26 protein-coding genes are annotated in these 26,099 nt (G+C 65.1%); 10 read left to right on the plus strand and 16 right to left on the minus strand.

Going from position 1 to position 26,099, the window contains the following annotated elements:
* Positions 1-60: 60 nt before the first annotated feature.
* The 4 genes from QCE48_RS08690 to QCE48_RS08705 form a co-directional block, all read right to left on the minus strand.
* The gene (locus QCE48_RS08690) at positions 61-1,374 is read right to left on the minus strand and encodes a HipA domain-containing protein (RefSeq protein WP_409014689.1); all 1,314 of its coding nucleotides are present in this window, start codon (positions 1,372-1,374) and stop codon (positions 61-63) included.
* A 31-nt stretch (positions 1,375-1,405) separates the two neighbouring features.
* Complete coding sequence (locus tag QCE48_RS08695) at positions 1,406-1,720, minus strand: helix-turn-helix domain-containing protein (protein ID WP_062636982.1); 315 nt, start codon at positions 1,718-1,720, stop codon at positions 1,406-1,408.
* 233 nt (positions 1,721-1,953) lie between these two features.
* Positions 1,954-4,551 (minus strand): ATP-dependent chaperone ClpB, encoded by a 2,598-nt coding sequence (gene clpB, locus QCE48_RS08700; protein ID WP_309785173.1) that lies wholly within the window; start codon positions 4,549-4,551, stop codon positions 1,954-1,956.
* A gap of 113 nt (positions 4,552-4,664) precedes the next feature.
* A complete protein-coding gene (locus QCE48_RS08705) occupies positions 4,665-5,150 on the minus strand; it encodes an Rrf2 family transcriptional regulator (protein WP_309785172.1) in 486 nt (161 codons plus the stop codon).
* A gap of 274 nt (positions 5,151-5,424) precedes the next feature.
* Here QCE48_RS08705 and QCE48_RS08710 point away from each other — a divergent pair, with 274 nt between their 5' ends.
* Positions 5,425-5,967, plus strand: a complete 543-nt coding sequence (locus QCE48_RS08710) for a group III truncated hemoglobin (RefSeq protein ID WP_309785171.1) — start codon at positions 5,425-5,427, stop codon at positions 5,965-5,967.
* Between the two features lie 7 nt (positions 5,968-5,974).
* On the opposite strand, the gene QCE48_RS08715 is transcribed toward QCE48_RS08710, so the two are convergent.
* From QCE48_RS08715 to glp, 3 genes are read right to left on the minus strand one after another with little or no spacing between them, the layout of a single operon-like run.
* Complete coding sequence (locus tag QCE48_RS08715) at positions 5,975-6,454, minus strand: molybdenum cofactor biosynthesis protein MoaE (RefSeq protein WP_309785169.1); 480 nt, start codon at positions 6,452-6,454, stop codon at positions 5,975-5,977.
* Between the two features lies 1 nt (position 6,455).
* Entirely contained in the window at positions 6,456-6,713 is a 258-nt protein-coding gene (gene moaD / locus QCE48_RS08720; RefSeq protein ID WP_309785168.1) for a molybdopterin converting factor subunit 1, read from the minus strand.
* A 24-nt stretch (positions 6,714-6,737) separates the two neighbouring features.
* Positions 6,738-7,970, minus strand: a complete 1,233-nt coding sequence (gene glp / locus QCE48_RS08725; RefSeq protein WP_404983306.1) for a gephyrin-like molybdotransferase Glp — start codon at positions 7,968-7,970, stop codon at positions 6,738-6,740.
* 151 nt (positions 7,971-8,121) lie between these two features.
* On the opposite strand from glp, the gene QCE48_RS08730 reads away from it, so the two are divergent.
* The 6 genes from QCE48_RS08730 (at position 8,122) to QCE48_RS08755 (ending at position 13,154) form a co-directional block, all read left to right on the plus strand.
* Positions 8,122-8,667: an NUDIX hydrolase gene (locus QCE48_RS08730; protein ID WP_309785166.1), complete on the plus strand. Its 546-nt coding sequence runs from the start codon at positions 8,122-8,124 to the stop codon at positions 8,665-8,667.
* A gap of 11 nt (positions 8,668-8,678) precedes the next feature.
* Positions 8,679-9,410, plus strand: a complete 732-nt coding sequence (aat, locus tag QCE48_RS08735) for a leucyl/phenylalanyl-tRNA--protein transferase (protein WP_309785165.1) — start codon at positions 8,679-8,681, stop codon at positions 9,408-9,410.
* A 120-nt stretch (positions 9,411-9,530) separates the two neighbouring features.
* Positions 9,531-10,361: an arginyltransferase gene (locus QCE48_RS08740; protein WP_309785164.1), complete on the plus strand. Its 831-nt coding sequence runs from the start codon at positions 9,531-9,533 to the stop codon at positions 10,359-10,361.
* Positions 10,362-10,461: 100 nt separating this feature from the next.
* Positions 10,462-11,484, plus strand: a complete 1,023-nt coding sequence (locus tag QCE48_RS08745) for a quinone-dependent dihydroorotate dehydrogenase (protein WP_309785163.1) — start codon at positions 10,462-10,464, stop codon at positions 11,482-11,484.
* 99 nt (positions 11,485-11,583) lie between these two features.
* Positions 11,584-12,375: a cystine ABC transporter substrate-binding protein gene (locus tag QCE48_RS08750; RefSeq protein ID WP_309785162.1), complete on the plus strand. Its 792-nt coding sequence runs from the start codon at positions 11,584-11,586 to the stop codon at positions 12,373-12,375.
* A gap of 119 nt (positions 12,376-12,494) precedes the next feature.
* Positions 12,495-13,154 carry an amino acid ABC transporter permease gene (locus tag QCE48_RS08755; protein WP_309785161.1) on the plus strand — a complete coding sequence of 220 codons (660 nt, stop codon included), beginning with the start codon at positions 12,495-12,497 and terminating at the stop codon, positions 13,152-13,154.
* A gap of 69 nt (positions 13,155-13,223) precedes the next feature.
* Here QCE48_RS08755 and QCE48_RS08760 read toward each other — a convergent pair whose 3' ends face one another.
* The 5 genes from QCE48_RS08760 to QCE48_RS08780 all read right to left on the minus strand — a co-directional run bounded on the left by QCE48_RS08760 (position 13,224) and on the right by QCE48_RS08780 (position 18,450).
* On the minus strand, positions 13,224-13,961 hold the full coding sequence (locus QCE48_RS08760) for a hypothetical protein (protein ID WP_309785160.1): 738 nt from the start codon (positions 13,959-13,961) through the stop codon (positions 13,224-13,226).
* A gap of 146 nt (positions 13,962-14,107) precedes the next feature.
* Positions 14,108-15,085 (minus strand): Gfo/Idh/MocA family oxidoreductase, encoded by a 978-nt coding sequence (locus QCE48_RS08765; protein ID WP_309785159.1) that lies wholly within the window; start codon positions 15,083-15,085, stop codon positions 14,108-14,110.
* Between the two features lie 138 nt (positions 15,086-15,223).
* Positions 15,224-15,961 (minus strand): FCD domain-containing protein, encoded by a 738-nt coding sequence (locus QCE48_RS08770; RefSeq protein ID WP_116564519.1) that lies wholly within the window; start codon positions 15,959-15,961, stop codon positions 15,224-15,226.
* A gap of 700 nt (positions 15,962-16,661) precedes the next feature.
* Entirely contained in the window at positions 16,662-17,807 is a 1,146-nt protein-coding gene (locus QCE48_RS08775; RefSeq protein WP_309785158.1) for a glycosyltransferase family 4 protein, read from the minus strand.
* A gap of 109 nt (positions 17,808-17,916) precedes the next feature.
* The gene (locus QCE48_RS08780; RefSeq protein ID WP_309785157.1) at positions 17,917-18,450 is read right to left on the minus strand and encodes a GNAT family N-acetyltransferase; all 534 of its coding nucleotides are present in this window, start codon (positions 18,448-18,450) and stop codon (positions 17,917-17,919) included.
* A gap of 410 nt (positions 18,451-18,860) precedes the next feature.
* Here QCE48_RS08780 and QCE48_RS08785 point away from each other — a divergent pair, with 410 nt between their 5' ends.
* The 3 genes from QCE48_RS08785 (at position 18,861) to QCE48_RS08795 (ending at position 22,979) form a co-directional block, all read left to right on the plus strand.
* Positions 18,861-19,895 (plus strand): DUF1839 family protein, encoded by a 1,035-nt coding sequence (locus QCE48_RS08785; RefSeq protein WP_309785156.1) that lies wholly within the window; start codon positions 18,861-18,863, stop codon positions 19,893-19,895.
* An 880-nt stretch (positions 19,896-20,775) separates the two neighbouring features.
* Positions 20,776-21,519: a Crp/Fnr family transcriptional regulator gene (locus QCE48_RS08790; RefSeq protein WP_087632198.1), complete on the plus strand. Its 744-nt coding sequence runs from the start codon at positions 20,776-20,778 to the stop codon at positions 21,517-21,519.
* Between the two features lie 44 nt (positions 21,520-21,563).
* Positions 21,564-22,979, plus strand: a complete 1,416-nt coding sequence (locus QCE48_RS08795; RefSeq protein ID WP_309788234.1) for an undecaprenyl-phosphate glucose phosphotransferase — start codon at positions 21,564-21,566, stop codon at positions 22,977-22,979.
* Between the two features lie 105 nt (positions 22,980-23,084).
* Here QCE48_RS08795 and QCE48_RS08800 read toward each other — a convergent pair whose 3' ends face one another.
* From QCE48_RS08800 to QCE48_RS08815, 4 genes are all read right to left on the minus strand, one after another.
* Positions 23,085-23,333: a hypothetical protein gene (locus tag QCE48_RS08800; RefSeq protein ID WP_309785155.1), complete on the minus strand. Its 249-nt coding sequence runs from the start codon at positions 23,331-23,333 to the stop codon at positions 23,085-23,087.
* Between the two features lie 203 nt (positions 23,334-23,536).
* Positions 23,537-24,727, minus strand: a complete 1,191-nt coding sequence (locus QCE48_RS08805) for a GAF domain-containing sensor histidine kinase (protein WP_309785154.1) — start codon at positions 24,725-24,727, stop codon at positions 23,537-23,539.
* Positions 24,728-24,938: 211 nt separating this feature from the next.
* Positions 24,939-25,637 carry a ribose-5-phosphate isomerase RpiA gene (gene rpiA, locus QCE48_RS08810; protein WP_309785153.1) on the minus strand — a complete coding sequence of 233 codons (699 nt, stop codon included), beginning with the start codon at positions 25,635-25,637 and terminating at the stop codon, positions 24,939-24,941.
* A gap of 62 nt (positions 25,638-25,699) precedes the next feature.
* Positions 25,700-26,092 (minus strand): SirB2 family protein, encoded by a 393-nt coding sequence (locus QCE48_RS08815; RefSeq protein WP_309785152.1) that lies wholly within the window; start codon positions 26,090-26,092, stop codon positions 25,700-25,702.
* Positions 26,093-26,099 lie beyond the last annotated feature (7 nt).

Raw genomic sequence — 26,099 nt, forward strand, 5'->3', positions numbered from 1 at the left:
CGCGTTCGTTTCGATGCCCCGACGACGCCGCCCGCGCGACAAGCGCCGGCGGCGTTTCTATTAGGCGAGCTTCTTCACCATGTCCGCGATGATCGTATGACGGATCACGCGCAGGCAGGTCAATTCGCCGCCGAGCGTCGCGGCAAGCGCTGGATCGCCGCCGAGCAGCGCGGCGTTCTCCTCTTCGACCTGCGCGTACAGGTCCGCGGCCGCCTTCACGATGCCGTCGACGAGCGCATCGAGCAGCCGTTCGGCCGTCTTGCGCGCGATGCCGAGGACGTCGGCGGCGCGCAGCATCAGCGCGCGATCGAAGTCGGCGTAGTAGCGCGCGTCGAGTACGTCCCATGCGAACGATGCCCGCGCGGGCCAGTCGCTCTTCTGATACGACGGCGTGCCATACGCGGCGACGCTTAACAAGTCATAGAACGGCGCGAGCTGGATACCGTCGTGCGAGACGAGAAAGCTCAGGTTCTTCAGATGCGCGTCCGAGTTGCCGACCAGCACGTTGAACACGAGCCAAGAAAAAAGCCGCGTGCGCGCGGACGCCTGATTGCGGCAGCGCGCCGCGATCGCCGCAAGCTGCGCGACGCTGCCCTGCTCGTACTTGAACGTGCGCGCGAGATCGAGCAACTGGCAGGCATCGATCGAATGGAGGCGGCGCCAGGCGCCCTCGCGCTTCTCGCGATCGAAACGGTCGACGAGATACACCGGCGACGGCACATAGCGCCGATGCACCGCCGGCACGTCGAGCCGCATCTTCGCCGCGAGCTTCATCACGAACCATTCGTTGATGACGGAATGCGGATAGTCGTCGGTGTCCTGATGATTCGGCTTGAGGATGTGCGTCGACGGCGTGTGACCGGCCGGCTCGAACAGTTCGTTGCCGCGCAGGACGACGGCGAGCTTGTGCTGCGCGCCCGCGAGCGACATGCGCTTTAACGCGTCGTGCGTGAGCGGCACGCGCGGCAACGCTTCGATGCGCGCCTGCAAGGCGTCGTCGGTGAGCCGGCGCTCGGCGATCGCGCTCTCTGGCGGCGCGCCCGCCGGATAAAGCGTGACTGATCCCGCCGATTCCGCGCCGTAATGCGCGAGCAGCGCGAAGGCGTCGGCTTCGTTGCGGATCGCGGCGTCGCGGGCGAGCAGCGTGCGCTGGCCCTCTTCGGGCAGCAGGTTGTCGAAATACCACTGGACCGGGCGGCGCGTGCTGCCGTCGCGGCAGGTTTCGTCGGCGAGCGGCAGCGCCGGGCTCAGCGCATAGTTGTCCGCGCGCTCGCGCCACGCCGGGAGATAGGTGAAGGACCAGATGTCGTCGTCGGCGGCGAGCGTGCCGACTTCGACGTCGTTGATGCTCGCGATCAGGCGGCGGCCGGCGATGCTCGCGCTCGTGCCGTCGGCTTGCTGCTGTTCAGCCATCCGTCTGCTCCCGCGCCGCCTTGCGCTTTTCCGCGCGCTCGACTCGGGCATAGCGCTTTTGCTCTTCGCTTGCGAAAAGTTCGGCGGCGGCGTCCGGAATATCGACGCTCACGCGCACGCCCAGCCCTTCCAGCACCTGGAAAAGCTTGCCCCAGTGCACGCTTTCCGCGCCCTTTTCGACTTTGCCGAGAAAGCTCTCGCTTACGCCGATGCTGCCCGCGGCGTCGTCCTGACGCAGGCGTTGCGCTTTGCGCGCGGCGCGCACTGCCACGCCGATGTCATGCGATTCAATGAGATCGATTTTCATGGATTGAATCCGTGTGATCGCAAGGATCATAGCAGCCGTTCAACCCGGTCTGCAACTTATCCATTCGATCAGCGGGATTTTTTGATTAAACTTTCTATGTCGCACCATTTCGTTGCGATCGCACGGATAATCCGTAGCAACGTCAGTCACGCGGATTAATCCCGCAGCTCACACGGATTGAAAAAAAAGGCGGTGCATCGCTCCACCGCCTTCCAGACCGCCGACCGCTTCGCTCAATGCACGACGCGATCGAACACGAACTGCCCTTCCCGCACGTCGACGGGGATCACGTCCTTCGGACCGAACTTGCCGGCCAGAATCAGCTTGGCGACCGGATTCTCGATCTCCTGCTGGATCGCGCGCTTCAGCGGCCGCGCGCCGAAATGCGGGTCGTAGCCGACCTTGCCGATCTGCTCCAGCGCGGAGTCGGACACGTCCAGCTGCATGTCGAGCTTCGCGAGCCGGTCGTGCAGACGCTCCAGCTGAATCTTCGCAATCGACTGGATGTTGCTGCGATCGAGCGAATGGAACACGACCACATCGTCGATCCGGTTCAGGAACTCGGGCCGGAAATGCAGCTTCACCTCTTCCCAGACCGCGTCCTTCACCGCTTCGTGCGGTTCGTCGACCATCGCCTGGATCACCTGCGAGCCGAGGTTCGACGTCATCACGATCACCGTATTCTTGAAGTCGACCGTGCGTCCCTGGCCGTCCGTCATGCGGCCGTCGTCGAGCACTTGCAAGAGCACGTTGAACACGTCCGGATGCGCCTTCTCGATTTCATCGAGCAGGATCACGCTGTACGGCTTGCGTCGCACCGCTTCGGTCAGGTAACCGCCTTCCTCGTAGCCGACATAACCCGGCGGCGCGCCGATCAGCCGCGCGACGCTGTGCTTCTCCATGAACTCGCTCATGTCGATGCGGATCAGGTGATCTTCCGAGTCGAACAGGAACGCGGCGAGCGCCTTGCACAGCTCGGTCTTGCCGACGCCCGTCGGCCCGAGGAACAGGAACGAGCCATACGGCCGGTTCGGGTCCGAGAGACCGGCGCGCGAACGGCGGATCGCGTCGGCGACGGCGCCGATCGCTTCGTTTTGCCCGATCACGCGCTCATGCAGCTTGCCCTCGATCTGCAGGAGTTTTTCGCGCTCGCCCTGCATCATCCGCGACACGGGAATGCCGGTGGAACGCGACACGACTTCCGCGATTTCCTCCGCGCCGACCTGCGTGCGCAAGAGACGCGGCCGCGTCGGATTGTTCTGCTCCGTGGCTTCGGCTTGCGTGACCTGCTTCAGACGCGTCTCAAGTTCGGGCAGCTTGCCGTACTGCAATTCGGCGACTTTTTCGAGCTTGCCCTCGCGCTGCAAACGCGTGATGTCCGCGCGCACTTTCTCGATCTCTTCCTTCAGGAGCGCGCTGCCCTGCACCGTCGCTTTCTCGGCGGTCCAGATTTCCTCCAGATCGGAATATTCGCGATTGAGCCGTTCGATTTCCTCTTCGATCAGTTGCAGACGCTTTTGCGACGCTTCGTCCTTTTCCTTCTTGACGGCCTCGCGCTCGATCTTCAGCTGGATCAGCCGGCGGTCGAGCCGGTCCATTTCTTCCGGCTTCGAATCGATTTCCATCTTGATCTTCGAGGCCGCTTCGTCGATCAGGTCGATCGCCTTGTCGGGCAGGAAGCGGTCCGTGATGTAGCGATGCGACAGTTCCGCCGCCGCGACGATCGCCGGATCGGTGATATCGACGCCGTGGTGCAGCTCGTACTTTTCCTGCAAGCCGCGCAGGATCGCGATGGTCGCCTCCACCGACGGCTCGTCGACCAGCACCTTCTGGAAGCGCCGTTCGAGCGCCGCGTCCTTCTCGATGTACTTGCGGTATTCGTCGAGCGTGGTCGCGCCGACGCAATGCAGCTCGCCGCGCGACAGCGCCGGCTTCAGCATGTTGCCCGCGTCCATCGCGCCTTCGGCCTTGCCTGCGCCGACCATCGTATGGATTTCGTCGATGAAGACGATGGTCTGGCCTTCGTCCTTCGCGATGTCGTTGAGCACGGCCTTCAGCCGCTCCTCGAACTCGCCGCGATACTTCGCGCCCGCGAGCAGCGCAGCCATGTCGAGCGAGAGCACGCGCTTGTTCTTGAGCGTCTCCGGCACCTCGCCGTTGACGATGCGCTGCGCGAGCCCTTCGACGATCGCCGTCTTGCCGACGCCCGGCTCGCCGATCAGCACCGGATTGTTCTTCGTGCGGCGCTGCAGGATCTGGATCGCGCGACGGATTTCGTCGTCACGGCCGATCACGGGGTCGAGCTTGCCCGAGCGCGCGCGCTCCGTCAGGTCGACCGTGTATTTCTTGAGCGCTTCGCGCTGGCTCTCGGCGTCCTGGCTATTGACCTGCGCGCCGCCGCGCACCGCGTTGATCGCGGCTTCGAGCGCACGGCGCGTCAAGCCGTGCTGCTTCGCGATACGGCCGGTTTCGCCCTTGTCGTCGGCCACCGCGAGCAGGAACATTTCGCTCGCGATGTAGGTGTCGTTGAGCTTTTGCGCTTCCTTGTCGGCGCTGTTGAGCAGGCCGGCCAGATCGCGGCTGACCTGCACGTTGCCGTCCGTGCCGCGCACTTGCGGCAGGCGCGTGATGGCGTCGTTGAGCGCCGTTTGCAGCGCCTGCACCTGCACGCCCGCGTGCGACAGCAGCGAACGCGCCGAACCGTCCTGCTGCGCGATCAGCGCCGCCAGCAGATGCACCGGCTCGATGTACTGGTTGTCATGGCCGACCGCGAGACTTTGCGCGTCGGACAGCGCTTCCTGGAACTTCGTGGTTAGTTTGTCGATTCTCATTATTGAGACCTCCAATTCGGAATGTGTTCAAAATGAGGTGTTTTTCGGCGCTTTCAAGCGTCTAAATGCCTGTCTCGCGCATTTTTTCGACTTTCGACAAATCCTGGCGGCTCTCAACGGTGCGCCGAGGCCAGCGTGCTACCGCCGGACGGCATCAACCGCACGATGCCGAGCAGCCCGGCCAGTTCGTTCGCCGGTTGCGCCAGTTCGCCGATCGTGTGGCGGTCCAGCTCGGCGAGGAACGCATCGCGAGCGGCGGCAAAGACGCCCTTTAGCCGGCAATGCGCCTGAATCACGCAATGGCGATGCGCCTCGTCGTCGGAGAAACAGCCGACGAGCGCGAAATCGTGCTCCGTCTTGCGCACGATTTCACCGATCGTCAGCGCGCCCGAACGTTCGTTCAGTCTGAGTCCGCCATTGCGCCCGCGCACGGTCTCGATCCAGCCGAGTTCGCCGAGCCGCTGGACGACCTTCATCAAATGATTCTTGGAAATGCCGTAGGCGTCGGAGATTTCCTGGATCGTCGTGAGCCCTTCCGTGCGCACGGCGAGGTAGAGCATGACGCGCAACGAGTAATCGGTGTAATCGGTGAGTCGCATGGTTCGATGCACGCGCGACAGCGCGATGAGGCAAAACGACGAATGAAACCGGGCGCAAGCGGTAAGAAACGCTCCGGCGAAGCGCAGGGGACCTGCAAATCCGCCGGAAGCCGCCCTGCGCACGAGGGATAATGGCGGGGCCCGCGGCGATCGGCGGCTAGAATGCGTTGCCGCCGACGGATCGCGCGCGAGCGCCATTGGTCAGGCGACATTGTGCGTCAGATCGCGCCCGGCCGTCACCCTTCGCGCGAATCCCCGAATCACCGTCAAGATCATGAACCAGCGAACCGACACCGCCGATCCGTCCCCGCGCCACACGCAAGCCGACGAAACCAATATCCGGGCGCTCGTGGAAGCGTTTTACCGGCGTGTCGACGACGATCCGCTCCTCGGCCCGATTTTTTCGCGCGAACTCACCGGCCGCTGGGACGATCATCTCGCGAAGATGACGACCTTCTGGTCGAGTCTCGTGCTCGGCTCAAAGCAGTATCGCGGGAACGTGCAGGAGGCGCACCGGCCGCTCGGCGATATCGAGCCGCAGCACTTCGCGCGCTGGCTGTCGCTGTTCCTCGATACGGTGGAATCGCGCTACGAGCCGGCTGCGGCCGTGCTCTTCATGGAGCCGGCGCTGCGCATCGCGCAGAGTCTGCAACTGAGCAAATTCGGCTGGGACTACCGGATTCCGGACGCGCAGGTCGACTTGCTCGCGGCGCTCAAGCGGCTGCGCACCGGCGACGCCGCGCCCGATCTGCCCGCGCGCGGCAACGGCGAACCGTTTCCGGCGACCTTCGTCGGGCGCGGCAACAGCGAAGACTGAGCGGCATTCAGTCCGGCTGCGTGTCGTCCGCCGCGGCGTTCCAGCGCTTCAGGGCGGAATCGTCGGATTCGCGTGCGTCGACCCAGCGCTCGCCGGCTTCGGTCTTCTCCTTCTTCCAGAACGGCGCCTGCGTCTTCAGGTAATCCATCACGAACGCGCACGATTCGAACGCCTCGGCGCGATGCATCGCGGTCGTCGCCACCAGCACGATCTGGTCGAGCGGCTTGAGCAGGCCGACGCGATGCACGATCAGCACGTCGGAGCCCGGCCAGCGCTCGCGGGCCAGTCGCGCGATCGCTTCGAGCGACTTCTCGGTCATGCCGGGGTAATGCTCCAGCTCCATCGTTTCGACCGCGCTGCCTTCGTTCAGATCGCGCACGGTCCCGACGAAGCACGCCACGGCGCCCACCTTCGGATTCTGCGCACGCAACGCGGCGACTTCCGCGCTGAGGTCGAAATCGGCCTCCTGCACCCGGACGATGCTCATCTCAGCCACCCGTGACCGGCGGGAAGAACGCGACTTCGCAGCCTTCGGTGATGCGCTGCGTCGGGTCGGTCATCACGTGATTGCAGGCCATGCGCAGCGCGCGCCCTTCCGCGAGCGTTTCCGCCCACGCGCCGCCGCGCGCGCGCAGCCAGGCGCGCACGTCGCCGACGTTGACGATGCCGTCCGGCACCTCGACGCTCTCGTTCGCGACGCCGAGCGCTTCGCGCACGCTCGCGAAAAATCTCAGTTCCACTTTCATGTTTGCCTTTTGCCTTTGTACCGTTCAGCGCATCAGTTCCGAGAACGGAATGAAGCGCACGATCTCGCCCGCGCTGATCGCGTGATTCGGCGGATTGTCGATGAGGCCGTCGCCCCAGACCGTCGAGGTCAGCACGGCCGAACTCTGGTTTTCGAAGACGTCGAGCCCGCCTGCGTCGTTCACCCGCGCGCGCAGGAATTCGTTGCGGCGATCGCCCTTTTTCTGCGTGAAGTCGGCGCGCATCGAATAGACGCGCGGCGCGACCGCCTCGACGCCCGCGAGCCGCAGGATGAACGGCCGCACGAACAGCAGGAACGTGCAGAAACTCGACACCGGATTGCCCGGCAAGCCGATGAAGAACGCCTCGTCGCCTTCGCTCTCGCTCCCCCGCCGCACCGCGCCGAACGCGAGCGGCTTACCGGGTTTCATCGCGATCTGCCACATCGAGATGCGTCCCTCCGCCTCGACCGCCGGCTTCACGTGATCCTCCTCGCCGACGGACACGCCGCCGCACGTCAGGATCAGGTCGTGATCGCGGGCGGCCTGCCGCAGCGTGTCGCGCGTCGCGTCGAGGCGGTCGGGCACGATGCCGAGATCGGTCACGTCGCAATCGAGTTTCGCGAGCAGCGCGCGCAACGTGAAGCGGTTCGAGTTGTAGATCGCGCCTTCCTTCAGCGGCTCGCCGGGCATCGTGAGTTCGTCGCCGGTGAAAAACACCGCGACGCGCGTGCGACGCACGACGTCGAGCCGCGCGCAGCCGACCGACGCCACGAGTCCGAGCGCCTGCGGCGTGAGACGCGTGCCGGCGGGCAGGATCACGGAACCCTTTTCGATGTCCGCGCCCTGCCGCGTGATCCATTCGCCCGCTTCGGGAGCTGCTTCGAAGGCGACGCGTCCGTCGTCGGACACGCTCGCCATTTCCTGCATGACGATGGCGTCGGCGCCGGGCGGCACGGTCGCGCCGGTGAAAACGCGCGCCGCCGTGCCCGTCGCGAGCGGCGCGGCGACGTGCCCGGCGGGCACGCGCTGCGAGACCGCGAGCGCCACCGGCCGCGCCGTCGATGCCTGCGCGAGTTCGGCGCTGCGCACCGCGTAGCCGTCCATCGAACTGGTGTGCATGGGCGGGACATCGAGCGGCGACACGACATCGGCGGCGAGGACGCGGCCGAGCGCATCGAGGGTGTCAATGGACTCGACACCCTCGACCTGCCGGGCGGCGGCGAGGAGGATGCCGAGCGCTTCGGCGGTGGCGAGCATCGGCGGACGTGAGGCGGGTGTGGACATGGACTCGGAAGCGAGGCGCGGCGCGCGTGATGATCGATCCGGTCATTGTAGCGACAAGCGCCAGGGCCCAAGCGAAGGCCCCTGCGGTGATACACTTCCACCACACTTTCCTCCTCCTTTTCCCATGAAATTCTGTTCCGTCTGCGGCCACGAGGTCAGCCTGAGCATTCCGCCCGGCGACAACCGCGAACGCTTCGTGTGCGGGAGTTGCAGCACCGTCCACTATCAGAATCCGCGCAACGTCGTCGGCACGGTGCCGGTCTGGGACGACAAGGTGCTGCTCTGCCGCCGCGCGATCGAACCGCGCTACGGTTACTGGACGCTGCCCGCGGGCTTCATGGAAATGGACGAGACGACAAGCGAAGGCGCCGCGCGCGAAACGCTGGAGGAAGCGGGCGCGCGCGTCGAGATCCAGAGTCTTTTCACGCTGCTGAACGTGCCGCACGTGCATCAGGTGCATCTGTTCTATCTCGCGCGGCTGCTCGACATCGAACTCGACGCCGGCGAGGAAAGCCTGGAAGTGAAACTCTTCGACGAAAGCGAAATCCCCTGGGACGAGATCGCGTTCCCGACGGTCGGCCAGACGCTGCGCTTTTTCTTCGCCGACCGCGCTGCCGGCACCTATACGCTCCACACCGGCGACATCTTCCGCACCCTGCGCGACGGCTGACGGAGCCGAACATGGTCCCGTGGCTCGCCTCCGACGATCCGTTTCCGCCGGTCGAGCGTGCGCTCGGCGCGTCGAGCGGCGCGCCGGGCCTGCTCGCCGCGAGCGCCGACCTGCTGCCGGCGCGTCTCATCGACGCCTACCGGCACGGCATCTTCCCGTGGTATTCCGACGGCCAGCCGGTGCTCTGGTGGAGCCCCGACCCGCGCATGGTCCTCGTGCCGCGCGAGTTCAAGCTGTCCGATTCGCTGAAGAAGACGTTAAGGCGCGTGCTGCGCGAGCCGCAATGGGAAGTGCGCGTCGACCACGATTTCGCCGCCGTCATGCGCGCCTGCGCCGACACCCCGCGCGAGGGCCAGCGCGGGACCTGGATCACCGCGGACATCGTCGAGGCGTATTCGACGCTGCATCGCGCGGGCGACGCCCACAGCATCGAAACCTGGTTCGACGGCGAGCGGGTCGGCGGTCTTTACGGCGTGTCGTTCGGGAAGATGTTCTTCGGCGAATCGATGTTCGCGCACAAGAGCGATGCCTCGAAAATCGCGCTCGCGGCGCTCGTCTCGCACTTGCGCCGCCATGAAATTGAGATGATAGACTGTCAGCAGAACACGTCGCATCTGGCGTCGCTGGGCGGTCGCGAGATTCCGCGCAAGCGCTTCATGGCGCACCTGCAAGGCGCGGTCGAGAAGCCGCCGATCCCCTGGCACTTCGACAAATCCGTCCTTCGCGATTTGCTTGCGCGGTAGGATCGCCAAACGCCAGGCGCGCCCGGTGCGACGTTGCATGACTCGATGACCGCCGCGCGGCGATGAGCCATCGCGCGACGTGTTTGTGACCGAGAGTAGACGCCTCCGAGAGCCGCCAACGTGACTCACCCCAACGAGCTGCCGCTTTCACCGCTTTCCGCGCTGCAATTCTATGCAACGGCGCCCTATCCTTGCAGCTATCTGGAAGGGCATGTCGCACGCTCGCAAGTCGCCACACCGAGCCATCTGATCAACTCCGACGTCTATACCGAACTCGTCAAGGCCGGCTTCCGGCGCTCGGGCGTCTTCACCTATCGTCCGTATTGCGACGGGTGCCGCGCGTGCGTGCCGGTGCGCGTGCCCGTCGAACGCTTCTCGCCGAACCGCACGCAGCGGCGCGTCTGGAAGCAGCACGGCGAACTGATCGCGAGCGTCGCGCCGCTTCATTACGACGAAGAACATTACGCGCTCTACATGCGCTATCAGTCGGCGCGGCACGCGGGCGGCGGCATGGACCGCGACAGCCGCGACCAGTACGAGCAGTTCCTGCTGCAAAGCCGGATCAATTCGCGAATGGTCGAGTTCCGCGAGCCGGCGCATCCGGGCCATCCGGACGAACCCGGCGAACTGCGCATGATCAGCATGATCGACATCCTGGGCGACGGGCTCTCGTCGGTGTACACGTTCTTCGAGCCGGGACTCGCGCACACCAGCTTCGGCACCTACAACATCCTCTGGCAGATCGAACAGGCGAGAAGCCTCGACCTGCCGCACGTCTATCTCGGCTACTGGATCCGCCAGAGCGACAAGATGGCGTACAAGGCCAATTTCCGCCCGCTGGAAGGGCTCGTCGACGGCCAGTGGTCACTGCTCGATCCCGCGACGATGCATTCCGCCGGCACCCCGCCGATGCCGGGAAAGATGCCGCGCGCGGAACGCAGCGGGCGGTAGGACGCCCGCGCGATCGGACGAATCCGCATCCCGCCAGCCGCGTCGCCCAAAAGGGCTAAAATAGCGGGTTTAAAATTTCGCCGTCGCCGGCTCCCTCCTCGTGTTCAGTTCACTCTATCCGCTCGCGCGCGCGCAGCTCTTTCGCATGGACGCCGAAGACGCCCACCATCTGACGCTGCGCATGCTCGGCGCCGCCGGGCGCACCGGGCTCGCGGGCATGCTCGCGAAGCAGTTGCCGGACTCGCCGCGCACCGTGATGGGCCTCACGTTCCGCAATCCGGTCGGCCTCGCAGCGGGTCTCGACAAGGACGGCGCGTGCATCGACGGACTCGCCGCGCTCGGTTTCGGCTTCATCGAGGTGGGAACGGTCACGCCGCGCGCGCAAGCAGGCAATCCGCGCCCGCGCATCTTCCGGCTGCCGGAAGCGAACGCGCTCATCAACCGGATGGGCTTCAACAACGGCGGCGTCGACCAGTTCGTCGCGAACGTGCAGGCGGCGCGCTATCGAGGCATGCTCGGGCTGAATATCGGCAAGAACGCCGACACGCCGATCGAGCGCGCCGCCGACGACTATCTCTACTGCCTCGAACGCGTCTATCCGTTCGCGAGCTATGTGACGATCAACATCTCGTCGCCGAACACGAAGAATCTGCGTCAGTTGCAAGGCGCGGACGAACTCGATTCGCTGCTCGGCGCGCTGAAGGACAAGCAGCAGCGACTCGCCGACATGCACGGCAAGCTCGTGCCGCTCGCGCTGAAAATCGCGCCCGATCTCGACGACGAACAAATCAAGGCGATTGCCGGCACGCTCCTGCGTCACCGCATCGACGGCGTGATCGCGACCAACACGACGCTCTCGCGCACCGCCGTGACCGGCATGCCGCACGGCGAGGAAGCCGGCGGCCTGTCCGGCCGGCCGGTCTTCGATGCGTCGAACGACGTGATCCGCAAGCTGCGCGCAGAAGTCGGGACGGACGTGCCGATCATCGGCGTCGGCGGGATTTTCTCGGGCGCCGACGCGCGCGCGAAGCTCGCGGCGGGCGCATCGCTTGTGCAGCTCTACACCGGCCTCATCTATCGCGGACCCGCGCTCGTGACCGAGTGCGTCGAGGCGCTCGCGTAATATAGAAATAGACAAACGGTATTTAAGGGACGATTGCATTCTGCCTATCATCGCTCCACTTGAATCCCTACCGATTCCAACCCAGAGGTATCGAAAACAATGAAACTGTCTCTGCTCAAGAAAGTGCTGGTCGCCGGGCTGATCGGCGCGTCGCTCTCGGCCGCGGCGCACGCCGAAGACCTGCTCGACTCCGTCAAGGCGCGCGGCACGCTGCGCGTCGGGCTCGAAGGCACGTTCCCGCCGTTCAACTCGAAGTCGCCGCAGGGTGAACTCGTCGGCTACGACGTCGACATCGCGAAGGCTGTGGCCGCGAAGCTCGGCGTGAAGCCGGAATTCGTCACGACGGAGTGGAGCGGCATCATCGCGGGCCTGCAGGCAGGCAAGTTCGACGTGATCGTGAACCAGGTCGGCATCACCGATGCGCGCAAGGCGACGCTCGATTTCTCGCCCGCGTACACGTACTCGAATGCGCAACTGATCCAGCGCAAGGACGACACGCGCGAATTCAAGTCGCTCGACGAACTGAAGGGCAAGAAGCTCGGCGTCGGTCTCGGCACGAACTACATGGACATGGCGAAGGCGGTGCCGGGCATCGACGTGAAGACGTATCCGGGCGCGCCCGAATACCTTCGCGATCTCGCCGCCGGCCGGCTCGACGCCGCGCTCAACGACCGCCTGATGCTCGCGTACCTGATGAAGAACTCGCAGTTGCCGCTGCGCACGGGCGCGAACCTCGGCGCGGGCAATCCGTCGGGCATTCCGTTCAAGAAGGGCAATCCGAAGTTCCAGAAGGCCATCGACGATGCGATGACCCAGCTCGAACAGGACGGCACCTTCACGAAGATCTCGCAAAAGTGGTTTGGCATCGACGTGACCAAGCCCGCGAAGTAACGCATCCCGCAGATCCCGAGGGCGGCGCCGGCAAGCGGTGCCGCCCTTCTCTTTTCCGTGCCCGGTTTATGATGTGCGCTTTCTCGCCCGGCGCCATTGCCAGCTAACGTCACACGTCCATGTCCACGACCTCCCTGCTCGTCCAATCCGCACCGGTCCTCGCGCAAGGCGCGCTCCTGACGATCAAGTTCGCGGTCTATTCGATGTTCTTCGGCCTGATCGCGGCCGTCGTGCTGGCGCTGATGGGCATCAGCGAAAACCGGGCGCTCGCCGCGGCCGGGCGCTGCTACGTGAGCGTGATGCGCGGCACGCCGCTGCTCGTGCAGATCTTCGTCATCTATTACGGGCTGCCGAGCCTCGGGATCTCGCTCGAACCGACGCCCGCGGGCGTGATCGCGCTGTCGGCGAACGTCGCGGCGTACCTGTCGGAAAGCATGCGCGGCGCGATTCTCGGCATCCATCGCGGACAGTGGCTCGCGGCCTTCAGCCTCGGCCTGTCGCGCACGCAGACGCTGCGCTACGTGATCGCGCCGCAGGCGCTGCGAATCGCGGTGCCGAGTCTGTCGAACAGCCTGATCAGTCTCATCAAGGACACGTCGCTCGTCTCGGTGATCACCGTGACGGAGCTTCTGAGAAGCGCGCAGGAAGTGATTGCGGCGACCTATCAGCCGCTGCCGCTCTATCTCGCGGCGGCGTTCGTCTACTGGGTGCTGTGCAGCGTGCTGGAACTGGTGCAGCGGCGCGTCGAGCGGCGTCTCGCGCTGCCGGGAAGGCACTGAGCGCGCGACGCTTCACTGCGACACACGCAAAGCCGCCCGCCTCGGGCGGCTTTTTGCATCCGGATGCCCTTATCGCGTCGCGCTGAGATAGAACGCGCCCGTGCGCTGCGGCGTGACGCCGACGAAGGTCAGTTGCCCGTTGATCACCGTCGACTCGATCGGCAGCGACACGCCGTTGCCGATCGCGCATGCCGCGCTGGTGAAGGTGAGCGTGCCGTCGAGCACGTGCTTGCCGGTCGAACGCGGCCTGACGCTGCCGGTGAACGTGCAGCCGCCTTGCTGGCCGGTCAGCGAGCCGTCGGCGGCGAAGTTGACGGTCGTCATCACGGGCACGGTGTTGTGCCAGGCGCCCAGCACGTCGGCGACGGCGAGCGGCGTGTCGTACACCGTGTTGTAGTTGCCGTTGAACTGCAGCGTGCCCGGCGTGGTCGCGGAAAACGACGTCTTCGCGAGGAACGTGCCGTTGACGGCCGTCGCCTGCACCGCGCCGCTCGTCGCGAAGACGACCGCCGCCGGATCGGTGAACGCGCCGTCGGTGGCGGTCATGATGCCCTCGACGAGCCACGTGAAGAGTCCGCCCGACGTGTAGACGCTGAAATACTGGCCGTTCTCGAGCACGAGCGTCTGGACCGAAAGACCGTTGTTGGTCGCGCCGCCCCAGATGCCTTCGGGCAGCGCATGCGAGGTTTTCGGGGTGCAGCTCTTGTTGAGGTTGGCGTCGGTCGTGCAGACCTGGTCGCTCGAACCGCCTCCGCACGCGGCGAGGACGGGCAAGACGAGCAGCATGAGTTTCGACAGGATTTTCATAGGGACGTGAATTCGGCGTTGGCTTCGCGAGCGGACGAAAGTGAACATGAGCCAGCGTTCGCAAGCGAACGCGGCCCCGGTACGCGAAGTTAACGACGAGCCCCAAGCAAACTTGATGCGGGCAATCCCGCATGACGATCGGCGCGTCAGTCCGACTCGAAAGGGAAACGCAGGCCGAGGTCACGGCGCGCGGCATCGGTGATGGCGATCATGCGCATGGAGGTGGCGTGCGGCATCAACGGGCTTTCGATCGCGCCCGCGCGCAGCAGTTCGCAGAAGTGCGCGGTCTCGTAGTTGAGGCCGCCGCCTTCGAACGGCGCATCGAGTTCGACCTTGCGGCCGTCCAGATAGGTGACGCTCGCGCGGGCCGGATTCCACCAGTTCTCGTGGATCGTCACGGTGCCGCCGGTGCCCGCGATCAGCGCATCGCCGCGGCCTTGCAAGTCGAGCCCGCAGAAAAGCTGCGAAATGCCGCGCTCGTGGCGCACGTTCAGGCTCGCGAAGGTATCGACGCCGCTCTCGCCGATACGCCCGATCGTCTGCACGTCGAGCGCTTCACCGAGCCAGTCGACGGCGAGAAACGCCTCGTAGATGCCGATGTCGAGCAGCGCGCCGCCACCGGTTTCCTTCGAAAACGACGGATGCGTCGAGGGCACGTTCGCGATCGAACAACCGGCGCGCACGAGCCCGATCTCGCCGATGGGGTCGGCGGCGAGATGCGCGCGCAACTGCGTATAGAGCGGATAGAACGGCGGCTTCATGGCTTCCATGAAGAGCCGTTTCGCGGCGCGCGCGGCATCGATCATCTGTTGCAGGCAACGGGCGTTGACGGCCGCCGGCTTCTCGCACAGCACCGGCTTGCCCGCCGCGAACGCACGCAGCGCGTAATCGGGATGGCTGTCCTGATGCGTCGCAATATAGAGCGCGTCGATCTCGCCGAGCATCGCGTCGAATTCGACGGCGCGCGCATTGAACGGCGCCGCGAGCGCCCGCGCGGACTCGATGCGCCGCGACGCGACGCAGGCGAGTTCGGTGCCCGGCACGTGCGCAAGCCCTTCGGCGAAACGCCGCGCGATCCGTCCCGCGCCGACGATGCCCCAGCGGATCGTGGTGTCGTTGGTCATCGGTATGCCGGTCCTCCGTTTGGTCTGGTCGGTGGCATTGTGCCTGAAGCACACGCGCCGCCGAAAGCGTTGCGCCCAAACGAAAAACCGGGGCAAGCCCCGGTTCATTCTCAGCACCGCCCGACACGCCAACGCGTTTCAGGCCGACGCCCCGATCGGCGGATTCGCGCCGCTTCGTTCGAGCGAAAACGCACGCCCCACTTCCTCGGCGGCCATGTCGATCAGCTCGCGCGTCGCGCGTTCGGCGCCCTGGGCGTCCTTCGCCTCGATCGCCTCGACCACGCTGCGCTGCGCGGCGAGCGTCGCTTCCCGCACCGACTCGATGCCGTCGACGATCGGATTGACCGTCACCAGCGCGCCGCGCACGATCGCGGTCATCTGGCGGAAGAACTGGTTGCCGCTCGCGCCGACGATGCGCGTGTGCAGCGCCTCGTCGGCCGCCTGGTATTCCGGCTCGCCGACCTGCAAACGTTCGAGCGCGTCGAACGCGTCGCGGATGCCGGCGACCTCCTCCGGCGTCGCGCGTGCCGCAGCGAGCGCGGCCGCGCGCGGCTCGATCAGCATGCGGAATTCGATTACATCGCGGAGAAACGTCTGATCCGGCTTGGCACGAAAGCGCCAGCTCACCACGTCCTCGTCGATCAGCCGCCAGTCGCTCATCGGGCGGATGCGCGTACCGGTCTTCGGCCTCACGTCCAGCATATGGCGTGCGAGCAGCATGCTGAGCGCCTCGCGCATCACGGTGCGGCTGACGTCGAATTCCTTGGACAAAATGTCCTGTGGCGGCAGTATCGCGCCATATTTCTGCTCGACGATGCCGGAGACGAGCCCGTCCATCACCTTCGCCACCAGCGACCGCTCTTTGTTTTCATCCATCACGCTTCTCCCCTTGCGCATGACCGTAGCCGTATGCCTCTCGCGCATCGCCTTCGCGCTTCCCAAGCTGCGAAAAGCTCGGCAAGGGCCCCCGAAGGGCATTTGCCGTGCCTGATACGTTGCGTCTTCGCTCAGTCGAAATCCAGTTGGGAAAGTCCTGACAGGGTATTCCCTCTCGATTCGTCCTCGATAGCGGTCGTCCGCACATATCGCCCCGCGCTCTTTGTGTACCCACCGCGACCTTCCCTCCCGCTCTCTGCCCGCTCACATTGGAAGCGACGCTCGGAATCGTCGGCTTCGTCGGCTTCAACAGCCTCGTTTGTCGCGCGCGCTTCGTCGGATGAATCGCGGCAACTGTCCGCACACGCGCCGCCTTTCGTCAGTGAAACTGAAGAAAGGCGGCGCGTGATGTTCCGCTTGGCGCGAGGACCTCGAATCGTTTCGGAAATCGAATCGGTCTGGCATTCATTTGACCAAGCATCCCGTGGTCCTTCTGTGCGCACGCGAACGCTTCGGCTTGCAGAGGGACGTATTGTCTGCTCACGTGCGCCCGCGGACGGTGCGGCAATGCCGCGCAAACGATTTCGGGCCGCCTGAATGCGAAACGGCGATCCGTCAGGATCGCCGCATGATTCGATGCCGCGTCGTCGCCTGGGTGCGGACGGCGACGACGGCGTACCCTCAAGCGCGGGATGTCGGCTCATATCGCACCGTCGGGGGCGCGCCGCGCGCCCTGCGCCGCGCGCCGCTCGTCCATTGCCGCGCGCTCGGCGAGCGTGCGCTGGTAGATCGCCATGTACTCGCGGGCGACGCGCTCGACCGACAGGCCGTCGAGATTGCACTTCGCGCGCGCGCCGAGTTGCGCCCGCGCGTGCGTGTCCATCAGGAGCCAGCGCAACTTGGCGGCAAGCTGCTGCGGCTCGCCCGCATCGACGAGCACGCCGGCCGCGCCGCCTTCGAGCAGCTCCGGAATGCCGCCCGCGCGCGTGCCGACGATCGCGCAGCCCGCCTCGCGCGCTTCGACGATCGCGAGCGGACACGGATCGGCGTGCGAGGCGAGCGCGAAGACGTCGGTCTGAGCGAGATACGGCCGCGGGTCCGCCACGAAGCCGGCGAAGTGCACCGAATCCGCGATGCCGAGTCCCGCGGCAAGCTCTTCCATCGACAGGCGATCGGGACCGTCGCCGAGCAGGTACAGGTGCGGCTCCTTCATGAACTCGGGCGCATCGCGCGCCTCCGTGCGCACCTGGGCGAACGCGTGCAGCAGGTCCGCGATGCCTTTTCTTCTGAACATGCCCGCCACCGAGAGCACGTTGGGGTGCTTCAGACGCACCGGCCGCGCGGCCGGACGGCAGATGAGGCGCGGCGCATCCACGGCGCCGTTTCTCACGACCGAAAGACGTTCGGGCAGCATGCCGTGCTCGACGAGCGATTTCGCGACGGCCTCGCTCACCGCGACCATGCGGTCGCCGCAGCGCACGATCGACGGGCTCTTCTGGAATTCGTGATGCACGGTCGTGACGAGCGCGAAGCGCCGCCGCATGCCCGCGAAGCGCGAGACGAGCGCGCCCGTCATCATGTGCGCGTGAACGATGTCGGGATCGAAGCGATCGATGAGACGATTGAAGCCCGCGACCATCGACGGCACACGCCACGGTTGTCGCGACTGCTGCAGCAGCACGTGATTGATGCCGTGGCGCCGCAGGAGCGGCTCGAAGCCTCCGCCCGACGACGCCACCACCACGTCATGGCCGGTGCGTGCCTGCACGCAGGCAAGGTCCACCATCATGTTGACAGTGCCGTTGCCGATCGTTTGCGCATGGTTGGCGAGGTGGACGATTTTCATGAGGTCCGGTTCGAGGGACGGGGATCGGCGTAAATCGTATGCGTGAATCGTGGCTCGGCTCGCCTCGGGCTCCGGTGAGCGCTTCCTTGTGATGTTGCGGCGACGGTGCTCAGAGCAGCTCGAAAGTGTCGAACGCACCCGCGCGCACCGCCAGCGGTTTCGCCGCGCCCGCGGTATCGCGCGACTGGCGGCTTTTTCTCGTCAGTCCAATGAACGGCATGCCGTGCTCGAGGAACGGACCTTCCGTCTTGCGAAAGCCGAACGCTTCGTAGAATTCACGCAGGCTCACGGGCGCCGCGATCCGCACGCGACGGCCCGGCCAGCGCTCGGTCGCCACCGCGAGCACGCGTTCGATGAGCACTTCCGCCGTCCCGTCGCCGCGCCGAAGCGGACTTGTCAGGATCTTGTCGACCACCACTTCGGGATCCTCGACATCGCCTTCGTGAATGCGCGCATACGCGAGCACGGGCATCGGCCGCATCATGTCTTCGGTGGCGAACACATGCACGGCGGTTTCGTCGCGGCCATCGGCATCGAGATGCACGTGTGACTGTTCGACGACGAACACGGCACTGCGCGCGCGCAAGATCAGATACAGCTCGCGTGCGGTGAGTTGTTCGAAGTCCAGTGTTTTCCAGTTCATCAATTGGGTCTCCATGCTGACGGCGTCAAGCCGACGTTGCGACGTTCACACGTTACGTCCCGGGCAGGCGTTAATCAGTGCGCCATCGCACCGACGCTCCAGCATGCGGATTCGTTAAATAAGGCCGGCCACACATGACGTCGCGGGGAACGACGTCATGGCGGCAGGCATCTCATGCATGCGGGCTTTGTGATCGGACAGCGCGGCTTCGCACATCGTTCACGTATGACATAAGCACTTGCCTGCCCTGCATTCGAACGTGCCTCGGCGATTGCGTCCTGCCGCTCACGCGACCCTCAACGACATGGGAACATCCACATGAATACCGCCACCGATGCAGGCAGCGTCGCGTACGCGAATGTCGCGCACCCCTGCATCGAACGTTTGACGGTTCGCCGCGAGGTCACGGCATGAGCGCGTTTCATCTCACCGATGTATCCGGCTCCGGTCCGGACCGCGCGCGCGTCGTCAGTCTCGATCCGCTGAAGGTGCACGCGCGTCGCCATCAAACGCATGCGCTGCATCGCGGCGAGCGCATCTGGCACGACACCGACTCCCACGTCGATCTCTGGATCGAGCTGCTGCACGGTTACGCCTTCGAGCCGCGTGCCGCGCTCGCCTTCACCGTCACGCAGGACTTCGAGGACGATCAGTTCACGCTGCCGCGCGTGCCGGTCGACGACATCGACAAGCTGTTCGGCCTGCAGGTGCAGGAGCTGTCGATCTTCGATTCGCTCGAAGAACGCGTGCTCACGCAGACCCGCCGCGCGAACACCGTGCTCATCGAAGTGGACGCATTTCATTTGCCCGATACGCGCTCGATCGCGTATCACCGCGCGCACGTGAAGACGACCATCGGCGTCGATGCCATCGATCCCGACGCACGGCGTCTCTGCTATTTCCACAACACGGGCTACTACGTGCTCACCGGCGACGACTACGATCGCGTGCTGCATCGCCCGGACGCCGAAGGCGCGTCAAACGCGCTCTATCCGCATGTGGAATTCGTGAAGCATGCACGCGAAGCGCTCACGGGCACGGCGCTCGCCGAAGCTTCCGCCGATACGCTCTGCGCGCATCTGCTGCGGCGTCCCGAGGGCAATCCGGTCGGCCGCTGGCGCGCGGCGTTTGCCGGTCACGTCGAAACGATGCTCGAGCGCGGCGAGCCCTACGCGCAGCAGTATTCGGCCAACGTGATGCGGCAACTGGGATCGAACTTCGAGTTCCTAGCGCATTACCTCGGCTGGATGCGCAAGCAAGGCTTCGACATTCCACACGAAGCGCACGTGAGCGCGCAGAAGATGGCGAGCGAAGCGATGGTGCTGCAATGCAAGCTCGCGCGCGCGCTTTCACGGCAGCGGCGCGAACCCTGCGACGCGTCGTTCGACGTGCTCGAACGCGCGTACGAGCGTACGGTTCCGGTGCTCGCGGCAATCGTCTGCTAAATGCTTCGGCGTCCGACGATTCATCCATGCTGCAAAGCCGAATCGCGTGCTTCTTTCGCACGGTCGTACGCACCGTCGCGAAGTGAAACATTTCCGCGCGCGCCTTATCGTCAGCCGCAAGCGAAGCGGCTCGCGCAGGCGAGGTGCAGCGCGCAAACGTTGGCCGCCGACACGAAACGGCGCATCCGATGCGCTCGTTGGCCCGCTCATCCCCTGTCAGCGTGCTTCGGCGAGGGCCTTAGGTATGACGACATTTTTCTTGCTGTAGCGCCCGCTGCACCGCGCAGGTGCCCTCGGCGAATCGTTTCCGACGAATCACGCGATCCGGTGCAATGCGCCGTCCGGCGGGCCTTCGGCCCAGCCTGCAAGGCGCCGCGGGCAATTCGGAGCTGCCGGCCGAGCGACTGCGTTCGATAGCCCACGCAGGCGATGGAACACGGATGAATCATTTTTCAAACTCCCTACAAATGGAGGGGGCGATTGGGAGGGTGAACGGCGCGAGAGCCTTATCGGACCGTGGAATAAATACTGAAAGGCGCGCCTTGCGGACATTGACAGACAAATGGAAGCGCAATCCGCGACGATTCCTAAGACCAGCAATGTTCAAGACTGAAACAAAAACGGTTCGCTGCGCTGCGTCACGGATGGTCTTTGCTAGACGGCCCCATGGTGGCATTGACGTTGCCCCGACTGGCACGGTCCTCGCTAAATGAGTGGCGCAACCCGGCACGGCGCACAGAACAAAAAAATCAAGCGACGGCCGCGTGGCTACGGGGCTGGCGATGAAAAGTTTCAGAAGCAGTCGCACCGACTTCTCGAACGATTCGCGCCAGTAAAAAAATAGTGAAGCGCACGGCGCGAAGTTACGAGAGAAAAAATCATGCTGACCCTCCAGTCCGACCTGCATGGAAACCATTTGCTGGGCGCGCTTCCGGCGCACGAATGGCAAGCACTTACACCGCACCTCGAACTCGTTCAACTTCGCACCGAACAACTACTGTGTGATTCGGGCCAGCGCATTCATCACGTTTATTTCCCCACTACCGCGATCATCTCGCTCCTGCATACGATGGAAGACGGCGGCTCCGTCGAGATCGCCGCAGTCGGCCGCGAAGGCATGACGGGCGTGCCGGTGCTCACGGGCGGCGAAACGATGCCGACGCGCGTGCAGGTGCAATGTCCCGGCTTCGCGTACCGGATGAGCGCACAGGCACTGCGCGAACAGTTCGGCCGCTCCGACTTCCTGCGCCGCCTGATGCTGCTCTACATGCAGGCGCTGCTCACGCAAGTCGCGCAGACGGCGGCCTGCAACCGGCATCACTCGCTCAACAAGCAGCTCTGCCGCTGGCTTCTGATCGAGATCGACCGCACCGCGTCGAACGAGTTGCAGGTCACGCAGCAACTGATCGCGGACATGCTCGGCGTGCGCCGCGAAGGCGTGACCGAAGCGGCCGGCAAGCTGCACGATGCGGGCCTCATTCATCACAGCCGCGGCTGCATCAAGGTCGTCGATCGCGAAGGACTCGAAGCGCGTGCATGCGAATGCTACGGCCTCGTGAAGCGCGAATTCGACCGCCTGCTGCCGCGCCTGCGTGCGACCGAACCCTCGACCACGAGCGCCTGACAACAAGGGCGTGCCATGAGCGGTCAGCGGGGAGCACGACCATGATGTTCAATCGAACTGCGCGGTGTCTCGACGTCGCGTTGATCGTTGCGGGCGGACTGATCGCCCATTCGATGCGCTTCTCGTCGTCGAGCGATTTCAGCGACGTCGAGAAGCTCCTGATCGCGTTCAATAGCGTGCTCGCGCTCCTGCTCTTTCCGAGCTTTGGCGTCTACGAGACCTGGCGCGGCAAGGCGCTGCCCGGGATGCTCGCGCGCGTCGCGCTCGCGTGGATGGCGGTCGCCGCGACGAGCCTGCTCGTCGCCTTCACGCTGCACCGGATGGACGCGGTATCGCGCCTCTGGTTCGCCTATTCGACGATCATCGCGGGTGCGATGATCGTCGCGTCGAAGTGCGTCGTGTATCTCGGCCTGCGCGTGATGCGAAGCCGCGGGCTGAACCAGCGCACGGTGGCGATCGTCGGCGCGCAGGGCTTCGCCCGCACGCTGCTCGCCCATCTGAACCGCACGCCAGGCCAGGGCTTCACGCCCGTGTGCCTGCTCGACACGAGCGGCAACGAAGCGCTGCACGCCAGCGGGATCAGCCGTGCCGGCGGCGCGGGCAACACGCGTGCGGGCCGCCTGCCGGTGCTCAACGACTTCGACGAATTCGTCGCGAAGGTGCGCGCCGAAGGCATCAACGAAATCTGGCTCGCCTTGCCGCTCTCGGAAGAGCACACGATCTACCGCTTCGTGCACGCGATGCGCCATGACTTCGTGAACCTGCGCCTCATTCCGGACACGCGCAGCATGTCGCTCTTCAATCATTCGATGACCGACGTCGCGGGCCTGCCCACCATCAATCTGACGACATCGCCGGTCGGCACGCTGCAGATGTGGCCGAAGCTGCTGTTCGACCGCTGCTTCGCCGCCGCGGCGCTCACCGCGCTCGCGCCGCTCTTGATCTGCATCGCCATCGCGATCAAGGCAACCTCGAAGGGTCCGGTGCTGTTCACGCAGTTTCGCAAGGGCGCGGACGGACGGCCGTTTCGCATCTACAAGTTCCGCTCGATGGCGCTCCACAAGGAGCAGGCGGGCCACGTGACGCAGGCCAAGCGCAACGATCCGCGCGTGACGAAGATCGGCGCATTCCTGCGGCGCACGAGTCTCGACGAACTGCCGCAGTTCCTGAACGTGCTGTTCGGACAGATGTCGGTGGTGGGTCCACGCCCGCATGCGATCGAGCACGACGACCTCTACAAGGATCTCGTCTACGGCTACATGTTCCGCTACCGGATCAAGCCGGGCATCACCGGCTGGGCGCAGGTGAACGGCTATCGCGGTGCGACAACCAAGGTCGAGAAGATGGAGAGCCGCGTGAAGTTCGACCTCTTCTATATTCACAATTGGTCGTTCTGGTTCGACATCAAAATCGTCGCGATCACGATGTTCAAGGGGTTTGTCAGTCGCAACGCTTATTGAGCAACGCTTATTGAGGAGACCGGCGAGTCCGCCGAGCGTCGCAAGCGGACAAGCCCCAGAAAAGAGAAGGCCCGGCAGCGTGCTGCCGGGCCTTTCTCATTGGCATTATCCGCGCCGGTCCTGCCTCGCTGAGACGCTCCGCGCGAGCAGGCGGATTTCATAGAGCGCCGCGAGCATCGACAGATGCGCGCGCTCCGCCGCCGCTTCGTCCTTCGACATCCCGCCGCAAGTGCGCCCGCCCATGATCATGCCGAGACACAGCGCATAGCTGCTCGCGAAGTCGGCCGGTGAAGGCTCCAGGAGTTTCAGCCGCTCGTAGGCCGTGTCGAGTGCGTAGCGGAGATCGGCGTGCATCGAATGGAGGAATTCAGGATTGGCGGTTGTACGTCGGCTTCGAGCCCGGTTCGGACGCGGTCCGCGTTGTAGCGCTGCGAAGCCGCGCGCCTCCCTAGGCGTCGCCCTAAATTTCCATCTCGTTGCAGCAAGAACAGTACCGGCGCCCGGCCCGCACGAAGCGGAGCGCCAAAGCGCCACCGCAAAGGCCGAACGCAAAAGCGTCAGCCGCAGATGCGCAGTCGCGCGACGAAACGCGTGCCCTCTTCCGCCGAAGACGTGACGTCCAGCACCCCGCCATGCGCCTCGACGATGCGCGCGCAGATGTAGAGCCCGAGCCCGAGGCCGCCGCCCGGCCTGCTGGTCGCGGGACGCCAGTAGGGTTCGAAAACCTTCGACAGGTCGTCGGAGGCGATTGGCGTGCCGCCGTTCGTCACCGACAGCACGACGCAGTCCCCGTCGAGCGCCGCCTCGACGACGACCGGTTCGTCGTGCGCGCCATGCGTGAGCGCGTTGCCGAGCAGATTCGACAGCAGTTGCTGCACGCGGCCGCGGTCGCAGAACACGCGCTGCGCGATCGAAATGTGCTCGCGCACGGTGCGGCCTGGATTGGCGTCGCGCAATTCGGACACGACGTCGCAAAGCGCGGTGCGCAGATCGTCCTCGGGTTGAAGCGTCACGCCGATGCCCGCTCCCAGCCGGCCGCGCGCGAAATCGAGCACGTCGTCGATCAGGCGCGACATGCGGCGCGCGGTCGCCTGCAGGCGACGGCCAATGGAAACCGAATCGGGCTCGCGGCTCTTGCGCACGAGCAGCTCCGCGCTCGCGGAGACGGCGGCGAGCGGATTGCGCAGATCGTGGCCGAGCACCGCGATGAACTGCTCGCGCAGCTCCGCGGTCGCGCGTTCGTCGAAGAGCGCGGATTCGGCCGCGCGATGACGCCCTTCGCTGTCCAGTTGCAGCGCGATCAGCTCGGCGAAGAGCGTGAACATCGTGACCGTGCGCGGGTCGGAGACGACGCGCGGACGCGGATCGATGGCGCACAGGTTGCCGAAATACTCGCCGTTCGGCAGCACAATCGGCACCGAGATATAGCTTTCGATGTTGTAGATGCGCGGCGTGTGATGAGCGTTGTAGACGGGGTCCGTGCTCGCGTGATCGATCACAATCGGCATGCGCGCCGCGCGGGCCTCGATGCAGAGCGTGGTGTTGACGTCGAGCTGGCCGCCGGGCTTCAGCCCGAACTGGATGTCGTCCTGTACCGCGCAGGCGGTCCAGTTGCCGTCGGTCACGCGCGCGACGGCGGCGAAACCGAGGCCCGTGTTCTTGCAGATGACACGCAGCATCGAAGGCACGGCGCTGATGCGGCTGATCGCCTCGACATCGCGTGCAATGGCTTCTTTGCTGTCGTTCATCGTTGGCTGGGGAGCAAGCGTTTGCGCGTGAGAGGTGTCCTGCAATGCTACCTCAACCCGCTGTTTTTTCGAGATTTTTTGGCGCGGCGCGCGCCGCTGAAGAGCGCCGGCGCACGTTCGCGTGGACAAAAAAGCGACACGCGCAGGCGGGATCGCCGCGATTCGTAGCGACCGCTTAACTCACGCCTAACTCACCGCTTATTTCGGCGCGTCACGGATGTTGCACGTAGTCGATCCGCTCGACGCCCGTCTCTGTGCCGAGCAGGCATACGTTGGCGCCGCGCGCGGCGAAGAGGCCCACCGTCACCACGCCCGGCCACGCGTTGATCTGCGCTTCGAGCGCGCGAGGATCGGCAATGTCGAGGCCCTTCACGTCGATGATCTCGTTGCCGTTGTCGGTGATGAAAGGCGTGCCGTCCTTCTGCACGCGCACGATGGGCACGGCGCCGAGCGCGGCCACGCGCCGGCCGATCGCGGTGCGCGCCATCGGCACGACCTCGATCGGCAGCGGGAACTTGCCCATCACCGGCACGCGCTTCGTCGCGTCCGCGATGCACACGAACACGTCCGACACCGACGCCACGATTTTCTCGCGCGTGAGCGCCCCACCGCCGCCCTTGATCATCGCGCCGCTTGCGTCGATCTCGTCGGCGCCGTCGACATACACCGGCAGCGACTCGATTTCATTCAGGTCGAACACCTTGAAGCCATGCGATTCGAGCCGCGCGGTGGTCGCAAGCGAGCTCGACACCGCGCCGCGATAGCGCGCCTTAGACTTCGCGATTGCATCGATGAAACAGTTTGCCGTCGAGCCGGTGCCGACGCCGATCACCGCCCCTTCGGGCACGTTCACGTTCACATAGTCGGCCGCGGCCTGTCCGACCAGTTGCTTGAGTTCGTCTTGAGTCATGGAAGTGGGACTGCGAGAGGGGAAAACGTGATTTTAACGGACGAGCCGTGGCGCGACGCCGCTCAAAGCATGCGCAGGAAACCGAGCGGATCGTGCGAGCGCGCGACCGACGCGATGAACGCGAAGGTGGCGATCGCAAGCACGCCGGTGAACGCGCGCACGGCCTTCGTGCGGCCGCGTTTGAGCGCGAAAGTCCCGAGCACGATATAGACGACGAGCCCCGCGATTTTCGCCGAGAGCCAGGCCGCGTTCGCACCGAACCCGATGATCGCGACGAGCGCGAGTGCGCTCAGTAGCAGCGCGGTATCGATGACATGCGGGGCGATTCTGGTCGCGCGCTTGTGGAGAAGCGGCGAGTCGAGCAGCATCCAGAGCCAGCGCACGAAAAAACTCGCGATGCTCAGTGCCGCGAAGGTCATGTGAACCGCGCGCAGCGGCAGGAAGTAGTCGGACATGGCGTGG

Origin of the sequence: Caballeronia sp. LZ024 (assembly GCF_031451455.1) — a bacterium.
GTDB classification, from domain to species: Bacteria; Pseudomonadota; Gammaproteobacteria; order Burkholderiales; family Burkholderiaceae; genus Caballeronia; species Caballeronia telluris.